Here is a 14,113-nt window from a genome sequence, read left to right as displayed (position 1 = left end):
ATGTTGCTTAAGAAGTCACATTTTGCTTCTTAAATAGTTCACCTGCTTTTAATTTTCTGAAGTATTCACGTAGATCTTCTCGTACTTCTCCTGAAAGAATATACAATCCTATAATATTAGGGAAAGACATGGCTAGAATCATCATATCTGAAAAGTCTAGAACTGCTCCCAAACTTACAGAAGATCCTATTACTACGAATATTAAAAATAACATTTTATATACAAATTCGGACTTGTTGCTTTTTCCGAATAAATAAGTCCAAGCTCTCATTCCATAATATGACCAAGAGATCATGGTAGAAAATGCAAATAAGAATACTGCTGCTGCTAGTACATACGGGAACCAAGAAATTACACTTGCAAAAGCCTGAGAGGTTAATTGTGCTCCTCCAACTCCTTCAACTTCGTGCATCCCTGTGAAGATTAATACTAATGCTGTTAAAGTACAAACTACAACTGTATCGATAAAAGGTTCTAACAAAGCTACGAATCCTTCTGAAGGTGGATGATTTGTTTTTGCTGTACTGTGGGCAATTGCTGCCGAACCAACACCTGCCTCATTAGAAAATGCTGCACGTTGAAAACCAACAATTAAAACTCCTATAACTCCTCCTTTAAGAGCGGTTGGATTAAAAGCTCCTTCAAAGATTGCACTAAATGCAGGACCGATGTTTTCAATATTAATTCCTATAACTGCTAATGCACCAATTACATATACTGCTGCCATAAATGGAACTACTTTTCCTGTAACCTTAGCGATACTATTAATCCCTCCAATTATAACAACACCTACAAGTACAGATACAATGATACCAAACCAGAAACCGTTCCCTATTAATGCTGGAAATTGACCTGATAAAATTTCAAAAGATTGATTTGCTTGAAACATGTTTCCTCCTCCAAAAGAAGCTCCTACACCTAATACCGCAAAAAATCCTGCTAAAAATTTACCTAAACCGCTTAAGTTTCTTTTTTCCAAACCATAGCGAAGGTAATTCATAGGACCTCCAAATATTTTACCCTCTTTATTTATAAACCTATATTTTACTCCCAGAGTACACTCTACAAATTTTGATGACATTCCCATTAAACCTGCCAACACCATCCAAAATGTAGCACCCGCTCCACCTAACGAAATTGCTACAGCAACCCCTGCAATATTTCCCAAACCTACTGTGGCCGAGACCGCTGTAGATAATGCCTGAAAATGTGTAATACTTCCTGGCGCATTAGGATCATCATATTTACCTTTAGCTAAATCTAGTGCGTGTTTAAATCCTCTAAAGTTAATGAACCCCATTCTTATGGTAAAGAATGCAGCTCCCAATACTAACCATACTACAATAAAAGGTATGTTGTGAGTTTGAGGATCTCCGTTAGGGTGTGTTAGAATTACAGGTTCATCATATTGTATACGTGCAAAATAATGAGCGCCAGATTCTATTAAATCTGCCGTATTTGTATAGTCAAAAATACTGTTTCCTTCCTTTACTAAATGTTGAAGTTTTCCACTTGTTGAGGATTTCACTTCTATATCTCCTTCTTTTTCTGATGTGATTATTGCAATAACATCTCCTTTAGCGATATGTTGTCCTTCTTTAGCTTCCCAAGATTTAAGAGTAAATTTATCTTCAGTTTCACTCGTCCAATTAGGAATAGATACATTTTTAACGTCAGCATACACAATAGGATCATAAACACCTAAAGCGGTGAATGGGTCCCAAAAAAGAATTGCTCCCATACTTTGAACAATAGGAGCAAATGTGCCGTTAAAATTTTCTGTAATAGACTCCGCAGGAATGCGGTAAGACTTAGTGACTGTGTTTTGATTAGCATCAGTAATAATCACAGTATAATCAATACCTTCAACTAAATTGTCTGCTTTATTAGACTTTAATGAAGTTTCTTGGTTACTCCACTTATAAGAATATGGAGGCGTTCCACCACTAACATTAAGAGTTATTCTACCGTCGTTAATAAGACTAGATGGATTAAGTAATTCTGTCTTTACTTTTAAAGCTTGACTATCACTATCACCCGTATTATCTTGTGCCTTTACATTAACTTGGGCTTGGATTGTAAGTATAGTTGTACATAAAAACAATGCTGAAAGTAGGTACTTTCTCATAAGGTATAATTATTTATTATAATAAATTTTGGAAAATTGAAATTAAATCTGCAGCAATATCAAAAAAAAACTCACTATATCAAAGGGATTACTCACGAAATGTAAAGAATTTGTTAATCATAACGCTATATCAATAATTTTATTTTAAGTATAAATCTTGCATTTTGCGTATTTGTTCTGTACTTCCTACCAATATTAACTTGGAGCCTTTTTTAATTATCAACTTAGCTTCTGGGTTTACTATATAATCTCCTGTAGGTGATTTATAACCTATAATTGAACAACCTGTTTGTTTTCTCAAATCAAGCTCTGCAATACTTCTTTCTCTTTCATCTGGACAAATAAACTCAAAAGCAATTTGCTCTATATTAATACTATCTTTTTCTCCTGTTACAGATAAATTATCCAAAAATTCGATTAAATCTGGATTAACCACTAAAGACGCCATATGGTCACCCCCAATTCTATCGGGCATAATTACATTATCTGCGCCAGCAAGCTTAAGTTTTTTTGTACTGTTCTCTCTTGAAGCTCTACTTATAATTTTTAAATTATGGTTAAGCTGTTTAGCAGAAAGCACTACGAATAGATTATCAGAATCATTGGGTAGTGCACATAATAATGTAGATGCTCGTGTTATACCAGCTTCTTCTAAAATTTCATCTTCGGTTGCGTTTCCTTCAATACAGGAAATTCCTTTTTCTATTAAATCATCAATAACCTCCTTATCGGAATCTATGATTACAAATTGTTTGTTGTAAGCTTTTAGTTTTAATGCAGCCTGCCTCCCATTTCTCCCGTAGCCACATATTATTACGTGATCCTCATACGTGTTTATTGTTTTTCGCATCCTACTATATCTTAAATTACCTATATTACTTTTTCTTAATAAATGTTCTGAAATTACAGATAGAGCATAACCCACTATAATAATACTTAATAAAATAAATATTGAAACATAGAATTTTTCTACCGCACTAAGGGGTTGCACTTCACCAAAACCAATGGTTGTAATAGTAATAACCGTCATGTAGACAGCATCTATCCAGCTATAACCAGACAAAACCCTAAAGCCTAATATTCCTAAAATAAATATTCCGAAAAGTAGAAATATGGCAACATTTATTTTAGCGTGAAAAATCTTACGGACTAAACTTGACATTTTACATTAGTAGATGATTTTTATAAATCGAAAACAGAGGTTCGTTTGGTATACACCAAATCTTTTAATTTTAACCAAAAAGCTAAAGTTAAATATACCGCAAAGCCTATTCCAAGAGTAGCAAATGACAAGTATATAAAAAAGAGACGCACGCTTTTTACTTTCATTCCCAAGCGATCTGCAAAACGAGAACTTACGTAAAACCCGTTACGCTCAAAATAATATCTTATACTCGAAACCATAAAATTTGACTTTAACAAATATAACATTTAATCGATTGCAATGATAAATTCTTCATAGAATAGAAAACTACACCTTCTTTTTTAATAAACTTAAGCCTATTTCGCATTGTAAACACCTGTTTTTATCACAGTAATTAGGTTTTAAATGAAGTAATGCCTGAGATTCTAATGCAGATATAGCTATTTTTGGCCTTATCACATTAAAGGATTGAATTATAGAGTTTTGCTCTTTTGGAAGTTCTTTTAAGAGAGATAAACAATCTTCTAAATCTAAATCTCCTTTTAATTTTTTATAATGAAATTTAAGAGGAACAATCGTATTTATAATTAGTAAATCTATAAAGCTTGACGATAACACTTTAGTGCTTCGCTTACTTTCTTTTCCAAAAGTAAAATGGGTTTTCCAGTAGTTTGAAACTTCTACTTTTAATAGTTTATGAATTTCCCCTCTTGATCTAGCTTCCATTAATTGCATAAAAATCTGGGGAGTATTTGCATATAAAGTAGCCAATTGAGATAATCTAATGGTTGGAAAGTTAGGAGGCCTTAACCTAAAATATTCTACTTGCTCAAAATGAAAATCAAGCTGATATTTCTTTTGTAAATAATCAAAATCTTGTCTTAATTTTATAGTGTATACATCACCATCATCTTTAGGGATCATATTTAATAGCCCATAAAATAATGCTTCCAAAGTTTCTACTTTATTGGTTTTTCTAATTATTGAAAAAGGAACTATTGATGCCATTTTAAAAAAGGCCACTCCATTAATATTTAATCCAAAATTTTTTGCTAGTAATTGAAAACACACGGCTTCCCAATCATTCTTAGAGTTTTTAAGAGCATTTTCAATCGCTATAGATTTTTCTTGAAGACGCTCTATATACAATCGCTCTATCCAGTTTTCTACGGTAAAGGACGAAACAGATTTTAAATCTTTTTCACAATTAATCCATTTATAATCCTGCCTTTCAAGCAATTTCCTATAGTTTTTTAACGCTTCCGCGGAAGCGAAATCACTAAGTTTTAAAGTAGCTATAACCGTATTGTCTTTTCTAAATACCTCAACATCATCTTCCCATACCACGTGTAAGATCACATTGTCATAAGCTAGATCTTTTTGATGCTGATGCGCATACCAATCACTAGATTTTAGATGTATCTCAACATTCCCCGCCCACGTTTGATTACCTATTTGAAGTTTTGCATTAAAAAAATCTGGACCAGAATTTTGAGTATTATGAGTGCCACAATTTAAGATTTCTACTTTTTGACCATCGGTAGTTACTAAATTTAAAACATCAAACTTTTTAAATTTCCACAAATAATGTAAAAAGTCTTCTTTCATCTTTTAATTGTTAAGTAAATCTTTTACCTGAGGCAAAATTCTAACCACCCATCGACGATACATTTTTTCGCTAGGATGTAAACCATCGTTAGCTACTAAAGTTTTATTTGTTTCCGCTTCAAGCGAAATATCTGTAATGTTATAAAATGGAATCTCTAAACTTGCACAAATTTCTTGAGCTATTTTATCATACTCTTTCAACTCTTCTCCAATATTTTCTTTTCCCGAAGTTAACCCAAAAGGCGTTACTCCGTAATTGGGAATACTAAGCATAAATACGCTTTCATTTCCTCTTTTAGCATACAAAATAGCATTCTCTAAAATCCTCTTAAGCTCTTTCTTATATTGTTCTAGTTCTTTATTTTGATATTGATTATTTACTCCAATTAATACCGAAACTAAGTCGTATTGCTCCTTAGCTGGTTCATCTTTCATTGCTTGAAACAAATCATCTGTTCTCCAACCTGTTTGGGCAATAATTTTTGGTGGGTTAAATGAAAAATTGTCCCCATTTAATTCTTTAACCAATTGTACAGGCCATCTACCATCTTCTTCTACACTTTCTCCTATTGTATAAGAATCACCCAATGCTAAATAGTTAAGATTATCTTTTGTAGCCAGTTTTTGCTGACTAACCTTGCAGCCGAATAAACTCAAAACCGAAATGATGATAAATATTTTTTTTAACCCCATAATACACGAATATCTTTAAAGTTAATTCATTTTTTTTAATCTAGATATTTTCGCTAAAGCGGAATTATAATTAGAAACAAAAAAAACCCTTTAAAGATAAACTCTAAAGGGCTTTAAATTTCTTATATACAAAGACTACGAATCTCTAAATTTTGGATTTATAAAAAGCTCTCCTGCTTTAAGTTTCTTTAAATAAGCTTTCATATCTGCTCTTACTTCTGATGATAAAATATATAATCCTATAATATTTGGGAAAGACATGGCTAAAATCATCATATCAGAAAAGCTTAACACCGCTCCTAAACTCGCCGACGCTCCTAGTACTACAAATATTAAAAACATTACTTTATAAATAACTTCAGATTTTTTACTCTTTCCAAAAAGGTAGGTCCAAGAACGCATCCCGTAATAAGACCAAGACACCATCGTTGAAAATGCGAATAAAAAGACCGCAAAAGCCAATACTGCAGGAAACCAAGAAATTACGCTTCCAAATGCATCTGAGGTTAATTCTACGCCTCCTAAACCATCTACTTCGTGCATTCCTGTAAAGATAAGAACCAAAGCAGTCATCGTACACACTACCATGGTATCAATGAAAGGTTCTACTAAAGAAGTAAATCCATCTGCGATAGGATTATTAGTTTTAGTTGCACTGTGAGCAATTGCTGCAGACCCCACACCGGCTTCACTAGAAAATGCTGCCCGTTGTAAACCAACTATTAAAACCCCAACAAAACCTCCTTTGAGTGCTGTAGCAGAAAAAGCCCCATTAAATATTGCTGAAAAGGCATTACCAATATTTTCAATATTAAAACCGATAACGATAAGACAACCTATAATATATACAGCTGCCATAAATGGCACTATTTTACCTGTTACTTTAGCAATACTGTTAATTCCGCCAAGGATAACAGCTCCAACTAACACAGCAAATCCTACACCGAACCAAAACCCTTGGCCTTGTAGAAAAGGTATTTGCTCTGACACTATTTTAAATGCTTGATTAGACTGTAACATATTACCTCCTCCAAAAGAAGCAACTACTCCCAATACAGCAAATAGAATAGCTAAGAATTTTCCCAAGCCTTTTAAGTTTTTTTTCTCCAAACCATAACGTAGATAGTTCATGGGACCTCCAAAAATTCGACCTTCTTCGTTTATTGTTCTATATTTAACTCCTAAAGTACACTCCACAAATTTTAAAGACATTGCGAAAAAACCAGCCGTAAACATCCAAAATGTTGCTCCAGCTCCACCCAATGAAATGGCAACTGCTACCCCTGCAATATTCCCTAAACCTACCGTTGCTGATACTGCTGTAGCCATCGCTTGAAAGTGAGTAATCCTCCCTGGAGCATCTGGATCATCATATTTTCCTTTTGCCAAGTCTATAGAATGTCTAAACCCGCTAATGTTCACAAAACCTAATCTAAAGGTAAAAAATATGCTCCCTAAAATAAGCCAAATTACGATAAAAGGAATCGTATTTAGTTTGATATCTCCATTAGGGTGTTTTAAAGGCTGCGGGCTATCATATTTAATTTGAGCTAAAAAATGTGCTCCTTGCTCAACTACATCACTAGTACTATTAGGATCATAGATAACTTGATTTTCTTTCACCAAATAACCTACTTTTCCTGAAACTGGGGAAATCACTTTTATTTCCTTTCCTCCATCACTGGTGACTATAGCTATCTCATCACCTTCTTTTACATCATCATTTTCAGCAAATTTCCATTGTGCTAATTTATATGCATCTTTACTCGTGGCGTCCCAATTAGGAATAGGAACTTGCTCATAATCTGTATAAACTACAGGATCATAAATTCCTATGCTAGAAAATGGATCCCAAAATAAAATACTTCCTAAAAAATTTACTGCTGGTTGAACACCACTATTAAAAAACTCTGTAATAGATTCTGTAGGAATTTCAAATTCTTTGGTTACTGTTTTTCCGTTAGCATCAACTACTTTAACCGAGTAAGGCATTCCTTCAATTAAACCTTTCGCTTTTATTGATTCTAAACTTGTTTCTTGATTTGACCATTTATACTTGTAAGGAGGTTGACCTCCTATAACTTTAATGCTAGCTGTTGCGTCATTTATCGTCTTTGATGGATTATTTAATTCTATCTCTATGCGTAAATCCTTAGAGGTTGACGAATCATTATTTTGAGCATTAACAGATATTGAAAACCCTATTAAACAACAGATAACAAGTAATATATTTCTCATATAAATTTTATTTCTTTTAATATATAGCAAAAAAAATCCTGCTTTAAGAGCAGGATTTTTATATTTTTTTTAGTCTATGAAACCTTGAGATTTCATCCAATCATCATTATACATTTTACCAACATAGCGACTTCCATGATCATGAAACAACACCACCACTACATCATCTTTTGTAAAGTGCTCTTTTAATTGCAAGAGACCTTTCATTGCGGCTCCAGCAGAATTCCCTAAAAACATACCTTCTTCTTTAGAGAGTTTTTGAGTATATACTGCAGCATCTTTATCTGTTACTTTGGTAAAACCATCAATGATACTAAAATCTACATTTTTAGGTAAAATATCTTCTCCAATTCCTTCTGTAATATAAGGATAAATTTCTTTTTCATCAAATTCTCCTGTCTCGTGATATTTTTTAAATACCGAACCGTAGGTATCAATTCCCCAAACTTTCACATCTGGATTTTGTTCTTTTAAATATTTCCCTACCCCAGAAATAGTTCCTCCTGTACCTACTCCTACAACAAAGTGAGTAACTTTACCATCTGTTTGTTTCCAAATTTCTGGACCAGTACTTTCATAATGCGCTTTAGCATTAGAAGGATTATCATATTGATTAACATACCAAGAGTTTGGTGTTTCTTCAGCTAATCGTTTAGAAGTGGAGTAATAAGAACGAGGATCTTCTGGCTCAACATCTGTTGGGCAAACCACTACTTCACTTCCTACTGCTCTAAGAATATCTATTTTTTCCTTACTCTGCTTATCGGCGATAACGCAAACCATTTTGTAACCTTTCACAATTGCTGCTAAAGCAAGTCCCATTCCTGTATTCCCTGAAGTTCCTTCAATAATTGTTCCTCCTGGTTTTATTAACCCTTGCTCTTCTGCATCTTCCAACATTTTCACCGCCATTCTATCTTTAACAGAATTTCCCGGATTAAAAGTTTCGTATTTAGCTAAAACCAAGGCAGGAATTTCTTCGGCTAACTTATTTATTTTAACCAATGGGGTGTTCCCAATTGTTCCTAATATATTTTCCTTATAATCCATTTTCTATTTTTTTAATGCGCAAAGGTAAGAAAGAATTTTACACTACTAAAATTGAATAATTATAGAAAATATACCTTAAATTGGGTATTGATAATCAGATGAGTAAAATTTAATTTAGTTTTCTTAATCAAGTATTTTCAATGACTAAAAGGAATAAACACCAATCTATTTATTCACTTTCATAAGAGTTTCTTTTTTCTAAAACAACTCTTTTTATCTGAAGAGATAAGAGTAATAAAAATTAAACACCTATAAAATTTGAGTGGGTTTTTTATTTTCATCTATTGCTACAAATGTAAACTCCCCCGAAACAGCTTTCTCACGCCTATCTTCATACATTTGTTCAATAAATATATCTACGCGTACTTTAATACTTGTATTGCCTAAGTAAGTTACACGACCAGCCAACTCTACAATTGTTCCTGCGGGAATTGGCTTTTTAAAGTCTATACGATCACTGCTAACCGTTACCATTGGCTGCCTACTAAATCTTGTTGCAGTAATGAATGCTGTTTCATCCATCAATTGCATTGCAGTACCACCAAACAGAGTATCATAATGATTGGTTGTATTAGGAAAAACAGCTTTAAAAATAGTTGTTTTAGAGTTATTTATTTTTTCTTCTAATGTCATCTTTTAGGTTTTACTCAAACTTAATTGCTCTACTAGGGTTAATTCTTGTAATTAAATATGATGGAACCAATAGCATCAATAAACATAAAGCTAAAGTTCCTATATTTATTAAAAGCACATATTCCCAATTAATATTCACTGGTGCTTCGGTCACATAATATGTCTCTGGATTTAGCTTCATGATCTTTCCATATTTTTGCAGAAACAATAAGCCTAGACCTATTAAATTCCCCCAGAATAGTCCTTTTATAATAAGATATGCTCCATTATACAAGAATATTTTTCTTACACTCCAATCGTTACTTCCCAAAGCTTTTAACATCCCTATCATAGGGGTTCTTTCTAAAATAAGAACCAATAAAGCTGTAATCATATTAATCCCTGAAACAATTATCATAATACCTATGATCAAGGCTACATTAAAATCAAACAACGACAACCATTCAAATATAGAATTATAAGATTGCTGTATAGTTTTGGCCTCTAAGAATGTATTGATATGTTCATTTACTTCTCCTCCTTTTTCTTCAATTTGATTAAAATCATCTACAAAAACCTCAAAGTTTCCTATTTGATCTTCTCCCCATTTATTTAAACGCTGAACTTGAGTGATATCGGCTATTAAAAAAGTTTCATCAAACTCTTGAAAACCCGAATCGTAAATTCCAACAATTTCAAAAGCAGTAAGTCTTGCTCTTTCTTGATTAGCATCATTCAAAAAATAGATCACCACCTGATCATTTAGCTCAAATCCTAATCGGTTAGCCATATAAGCAGATAGTAAGATCTCTTTACTGTATTTTTTTTCTTTCGTATAGGTAGGTATTCTTCCTTCGACCAAATACTCTTTTAGATAATCCCAACGATAATCTACACCTACACCTTTTACAACAATACCTTCAAAATCGGTTTCGGTTCTAATCACTCCGTATTTTGTAGCTACTACCTGTATATGATCAATGCCTTCTACCTCATCAAAATCTGGATAAAAATCTTGTTGTGAAGAAATGGGTTTAATCGAAATTTGAGAATTATTATTATTTAAATTCCCAATCGTAATATGGCCATTAAAAGCTGCAATTTTATCTCTAATTTTTTGTTGTAAACCTGTGCTTGTCGCCACCGAAACCAACATCATAATCACTCCAATAGCAATAGCTGCCACCGCAATTTTTATAATTGGTGCCGATATGCTACTTTTATAATCTTTAGCGCTTATTAAACGTTTAGAAATAAAGAATTCAAAATTCAAGCCTCGTATGTTTTTACATTTTTTCAAAAATACATTTTTTATCGGTGTCATTGCTATTGTTTCTTGCATTAGTCCATCATCAAAAAAATCTCCTGTTCACGCTTCCGCGGAAGCAAAAACAACTAATCCTCTTAATAAAGAACAAAAATTGGTTATAGGAGCCAATCAAACCGAAGCTTACTTACCACTTTTAAAAGGAAAAAAAGTAGGCATTGTAGGCAACCAAACATCGGTAGTATTTAAAGGTAATGGAGGTTACACGCATTTGGTAGATTCTTTAGTTTCCTTAAATATTGATGTCGTAAAAGCTTTTTCTCCCGAACATGGGTTTAGAGGAAAAGCCGATGCTGGCGAAAAAGTGGTGGATGGAGTAGACGAAAAAACGGGAATCTCTATCGTTTCTCTTTACGGAAGCAATAAAAAACCAACTCAAAAGCAGTTGGAAGGTTTAGACATTTTAGTCTTTGATATTCAAGATGTAGGCGTTCGATTTTACACCTATATTTCTACCTTACATTATGTAATGGAAGCTGCTGCAGAAAAAGGTTTAACGGTTTTAATTTTAGATCGTCCCAACCCAAACGGACATTATATAGACGGACCTATTTTAGAAAAGGAGCACCAGAGTTTTGTGGGCATGCATCCTATTCCCATCGTCCACGGAATGACGATTGGAGAATATGCTCAAATGATCAATGGGGAAAAATGGTTACAAAACAATCTCATTTGTGATCTTATGGTCATTAAAATGAAAAACTACTCTAAAAAAGATCATTATTCATTGCCTATAAAACCATCACCTAACCTACCCAACGATAAATCTATTAACCTCTATCCTAGTTTATGTTTTTTTGAGGGCACTCCCGTAAATGCAGGACGTGGAACTTCTAAACAGTTTCAAGTTTTTGGATCTCCAGCCTTAGACTCCAATTATTTTGATTATAAATATACTCCGCAACCCAACGACGGAGCCAAACATCCAAAGAATCAAGGAAAAATCTGCTACGGTAAAGATTTAAGTGGAGAACCTCTACTTTCAACCATTGAATTAAAATGGTTGTTAGAAGCTTATGAAAAATCAGAAAACAAGAATGATTTCTTCACTCCGTTTTTTAGCAAACTAGCAGGAACCAAAAAATTACAACAACAAATTGAACAAGGTTGGGATTCCTATAAAATTAAAGCGAGTTGGAAAAAAGGTATAGAAAATTATAGCAGAATGAGACAGCCTTATCTATTATACCATTAAGGTAGTCGCTTTTTCATTTCTTCTACAATATTATAAGCCGCAGGACAAATTGCTACATTTTTTAAGGTTAAATGGGCAATTTGCTGAAATTTCCTGCGATCGGTATGAGGAAATTCCGCGCAAGCTTTAGGTCTCACATCGTAAATAGAACACATATTATCAGCTCCTAAAAATGTACAAGGCACTTGTTGTAACACATAATCATTTTCTTCATCTACCCTTAAATAAGCGTCTATAAACGCCTGTGGTTTCATTTTAAAAAACTTAGAAATACGCTCCACATCCTTATTGGTAAATAAAGGACCTGTAGTTTTACAACAATTTGCACACGTAAGACAATCTGTTTTTTCAAACTCATCATCGTGTAATTCTTGCATTAAAAGATCTAAATGCTTTGGTGGCTTTTTTTTAAGTTTAGCAAAAAGCTTTTTATTCTCCTTATGTTTATCTTTGGCTTGCTTTGGCAAGTTTTTTAAAACCTCATCCATAGCTGCAAATATAAACATCTAAAAATATTACTTTTGATTGTACCAGACATTTTTGGCCAAGCTGTATTAGACCATTATCATCATAATGATTCAGAAAACATTAAAGTTCTCTCTGAAGATTTTGACGAAGACGAAATCCCAACCGATTATCTTTTTAGAGAACTAAAAGAAATGCCCCCCATAGAACAAAAGGCATTACAATTGACTAAAGGAAAAACTTTAGATGTGGGTTGTTGTGCGGGAAGTCACGCCTTAGCATTGCAAGGAAAAGGAATAGAAGTTAAAGCAATAGATATTTCTCAAGGCGCCATAAAAGTTGCTCGCTTACGCGGAATTAAAAATGCTGTGGTACAAGATTTCTTCCAAGAAAGAGAAAAGTTTGATACCATTTTAATGCTGATGAATGGGATAGGTATTGTTGGTAAACTTAAAAATCTCACTCAATTTTTTCAGCACTTAAAAACCATTTTAAACCCTGATGGTAAAGTTTTGTTAGACTCATCAGATCTACAATATTTATTCGATAAAGAAGAAAATGGTTCTATTTGGGTAGACCCTACTCAATATTACGGTGAACTTCACTACCAAATCAAATATAAGAATGAAATTTCTGCAATTTTTGATTGGCTCTATGTAGACTTTAATTCTTTGCAATTAGCTGCAGAAAGCAACGGATTCTCTTGTAAATTGATTCAAGAAGGCGAACATTATGATTATTTAGCAGAATTAAAATTATCTTAAAGCCTCTGTAATTTGAAGAAGAGCTACTTATATTTCAAAAAAATAAATATCTATTTATGAAGAAAATTAGCGTATTCTCCTTATTGTTTACATTATTATTTATTGTTGGCTGTAGCAAAGATGATTCTAAAGATAACGGAGATTCTCCTTCTAGTATTCCTGGTAATAACCTTAACCTTGGAGCTTCTGCAGAAGATTTATTAGGAAATGATATTTTTCAGAATTTAGAAGTTGAGGTGGTTTACCCAGATGGTTTTCAGCCACAAGCCCAAAGTTTAGAAAATTTAAAAAGTTTTATACAAGCAAGAACTTTCAAAACCAAGGTAAGCATTACTCAAAGGGAAATCCCCGCTCCAAATAGCGCTCCTTTCTCTATTGAAGAAATAAGAGAGATCGAAGAAAATAACCGAACTGCATTTAATGATGAGACTACGATCAAAATTTTTGTGTTCTTTGCTAACGGTAATAGTGCTAATGACGAAGGAAATCAATTCACATTAGGTACTGCTTATCAAAATACTTCGGCGGTTATCTATCAAAAAACTATTCAAGAAACCACATCTGGTCTAACGGCACCAAATATTGTAGATGTAGAAACTACCGTTTTAAAACATGAATTTGCTCATTTATTAGGTCTTGTAGATGTGGGGACACCGCTACAAAGCGACCATAAAGATCCAGAATCTGACGGGCATTGTATTACAGAAAATTGTTTAATGCGAGCTCAAGCGGAATTTGCTTCGGGAATGATTGGAATGTTAGAGCAAGGAGAAACACCTAACTTAGGTGCCGCTTGCAATGCCGATTTACAAGCAAATGGCGGCAGGTAAATTTTAAAACCAACTTATTTATCACATTAATCGGCAAACTTGAGAAACTCATTCTGGCG

The 14,113-nt window shown here is 33.3% G+C and carries 13 protein-coding genes; 3 read left to right on the top strand and 10 right to left on the bottom strand.

The features are described from left to right. Nucleotides 1–7 precede the first annotated feature (7 nt). The 9 genes from LX95_RS12455 to LX95_RS12415 form a co-directional block, all read right to left on the bottom strand. Nucleotides 8–2,128 carry an amino acid carrier protein gene (locus LX95_RS12455; protein ID WP_111541786.1) on the bottom strand — a complete coding sequence of 707 codons (2,121 nt, stop codon included), beginning with the start codon at nt 2,126–2,128 and terminating at the stop codon, nt 8–10. 139 nt (nt 2,129–2,267) lie between these two features. After that, complete coding sequence (locus tag LX95_RS12450; RefSeq protein ID WP_111541785.1) at nt 2,268–3,290, bottom strand: potassium channel family protein; 1,023 nt, start codon at nt 3,288–3,290, stop codon at nt 2,268–2,270. Between the two features lie 20 nt (nt 3,291–3,310). Beyond that, on the bottom strand, nt 3,311–3,532 hold the full coding sequence (locus LX95_RS12445) for a PspC domain-containing protein (protein ID WP_245924777.1): 222 nt from the start codon (nt 3,530–3,532) through the stop codon (nt 3,311–3,313). Between the two features lie 67 nt (nt 3,533–3,599). Further along, nucleotides 3,600–4,880 carry a DUF2851 family protein gene (locus tag LX95_RS12440; protein ID WP_111541783.1) on the bottom strand — a complete coding sequence of 427 codons (1,281 nt, stop codon included), beginning with the start codon at nt 4,878–4,880 and terminating at the stop codon, nt 3,600–3,602. Between the two features lie 3 nt (nt 4,881–4,883). Beyond that, nucleotides 4,884–5,573 carry an SGNH/GDSL hydrolase family protein gene (locus LX95_RS12435; RefSeq protein ID WP_111541782.1) on the bottom strand — a complete coding sequence of 230 codons (690 nt, stop codon included), beginning with the start codon at nt 5,571–5,573 and terminating at the stop codon, nt 4,884–4,886. Nucleotides 5,574–5,708: 135 nt separating this feature from the next. Next, nucleotides 5,709–7,811, bottom strand: a complete 2,103-nt coding sequence (locus LX95_RS12430) for an amino acid carrier protein (protein ID WP_111541781.1) — start codon at nt 7,809–7,811, stop codon at nt 5,709–5,711. Between the two features lie 69 nt (nt 7,812–7,880). Continuing rightward, a complete protein-coding gene (locus tag LX95_RS12425) occupies nt 7,881–8,861 on the bottom strand; it encodes a PLP-dependent cysteine synthase family protein (protein WP_111541780.1) in 981 nt (326 codons plus the stop codon). A gap of 249 nt (nt 8,862–9,110) precedes the next feature. After that, entirely contained in the window at nt 9,111–9,494 is a 384-nt protein-coding gene (locus LX95_RS12420; RefSeq protein WP_111541779.1) for an acyl-CoA thioesterase, read from the bottom strand. Nucleotides 9,495–9,504: 10 nt separating this feature from the next. Next, nucleotides 9,505–10,746, bottom strand: coding sequence for an ABC transporter permease (locus tag LX95_RS12415; protein WP_111541828.1), 1,242 nt, complete (start codon nt 10,744–10,746; stop codon nt 9,505–9,507). A gap of 7 nt (nt 10,747–10,753) precedes the next feature. Between LX95_RS12415 and LX95_RS12410 the strand changes: the two genes are divergently transcribed. Next, nucleotides 10,754–11,995, top strand: a complete 1,242-nt coding sequence (locus LX95_RS12410) for an exo-beta-N-acetylmuramidase NamZ family protein (RefSeq protein WP_111541778.1) — start codon at nt 10,754–10,756, stop codon at nt 11,993–11,995. Here the strand turns inward: LX95_RS12410 and LX95_RS12405 are convergent. Further along, the gene (locus LX95_RS12405; protein ID WP_111541827.1) at nt 11,992–12,483 is read right to left on the bottom strand and encodes a YkgJ family cysteine cluster protein; all 492 of its coding nucleotides are present in this window, start codon (nt 12,481–12,483) and stop codon (nt 11,992–11,994) included. The genes LX95_RS12410 and LX95_RS12405 overlap by 4 nt on opposite strands. Nucleotides 12,484–12,516: 33 nt before the next feature. Here LX95_RS12405 and LX95_RS12400 point away from each other — a divergent pair, with 33 nt between their 5' ends. After that, the gene (locus LX95_RS12400) at nt 12,517–13,224 is read left to right on the top strand and encodes a class I SAM-dependent methyltransferase (RefSeq protein ID WP_317047036.1); all 708 of its coding nucleotides are present in this window, start codon (nt 12,517–12,519) and stop codon (nt 13,222–13,224) included. A gap of 56 nt (nt 13,225–13,280) precedes the next feature. Beyond that, nucleotides 13,281–14,054, top strand: a complete 774-nt coding sequence (locus tag LX95_RS12395) for a hypothetical protein (RefSeq protein ID WP_111541777.1) — start codon at nt 13,281–13,283, stop codon at nt 14,052–14,054. The last annotated feature ends 59 nt before the right edge of the window (nt 14,055–14,113 follow it).

It is taken from the genome of Mesonia algae (assembly GCF_003253545.1).
Classification (GTDB): domain Bacteria; phylum Bacteroidota; class Bacteroidia; order Flavobacteriales; family Flavobacteriaceae; genus Mesonia; species Mesonia algae.
Note: the sequence above shows the minus strand (reverse complement) of the source record. Positions and strands in the feature narration are given on the sequence as shown.

Excerpts from the sequence above, each read along its gene's own strand:
- LX95_RS12455 (WP_111541786.1), bottom strand. The coding sequence starts at position 2,128 with ATGAGAAAGTACCTACTTTCAGCATTGTTTTTATGTACAACTATACTT.
- LX95_RS12450 (WP_111541785.1), bottom strand. The coding sequence starts at position 3,290 with ATGTCAAGTTTAGTCCGTAAGATTTTTCACGCTAAAATAAATGTTGCC.
- LX95_RS12430 (WP_111541781.1), bottom strand. The coding sequence starts at position 7,811 with ATGAGAAATATATTACTTGTTATCTGTTGTTTAATAGGGTTTTCAATA.
- LX95_RS12395 (WP_111541777.1), top strand. The coding sequence starts at position 13,281 with ATGAAGAAAATTAGCGTATTCTCCTTATTGTTTACATTATTATTTATT.
- LX95_RS12445 (WP_245924777.1), bottom strand. The coding sequence starts at position 3,532 with ATGGTTTCGAGTATAAGATATTATTTTGAGCGTAACGGGTTTTACGTA.
- LX95_RS12405 (WP_111541827.1), bottom strand. The coding sequence starts at position 12,483 with ATGGATGAGGTTTTAAAAAACTTGCCAAAGCAAGCCAAAGATAAACAT.
- LX95_RS12410 (WP_111541778.1), top strand. The coding sequence starts at position 10,754 with ATGTTTTTACATTTTTTCAAAAATACATTTTTTATCGGTGTCATTGCT.
- LX95_RS12420 (WP_111541779.1), bottom strand. The coding sequence starts at position 9,494 with ATGACATTAGAAGAAAAAATAAATAACTCTAAAACAACTATTTTTAAA.
- LX95_RS12435 (WP_111541782.1), bottom strand. The coding sequence starts at position 5,573 with ATGGGGTTAAAAAAAATATTTATCATCATTTCGGTTTTGAGTTTATTC.
- LX95_RS12440 (WP_111541783.1), bottom strand. The coding sequence starts at position 4,880 with ATGAAAGAAGACTTTTTACATTATTTGTGGAAATTTAAAAAGTTTGAT.
- LX95_RS12425 (WP_111541780.1), bottom strand. The coding sequence starts at position 8,861 with ATGGATTATAAGGAAAATATATTAGGAACAATTGGGAACACCCCATTG.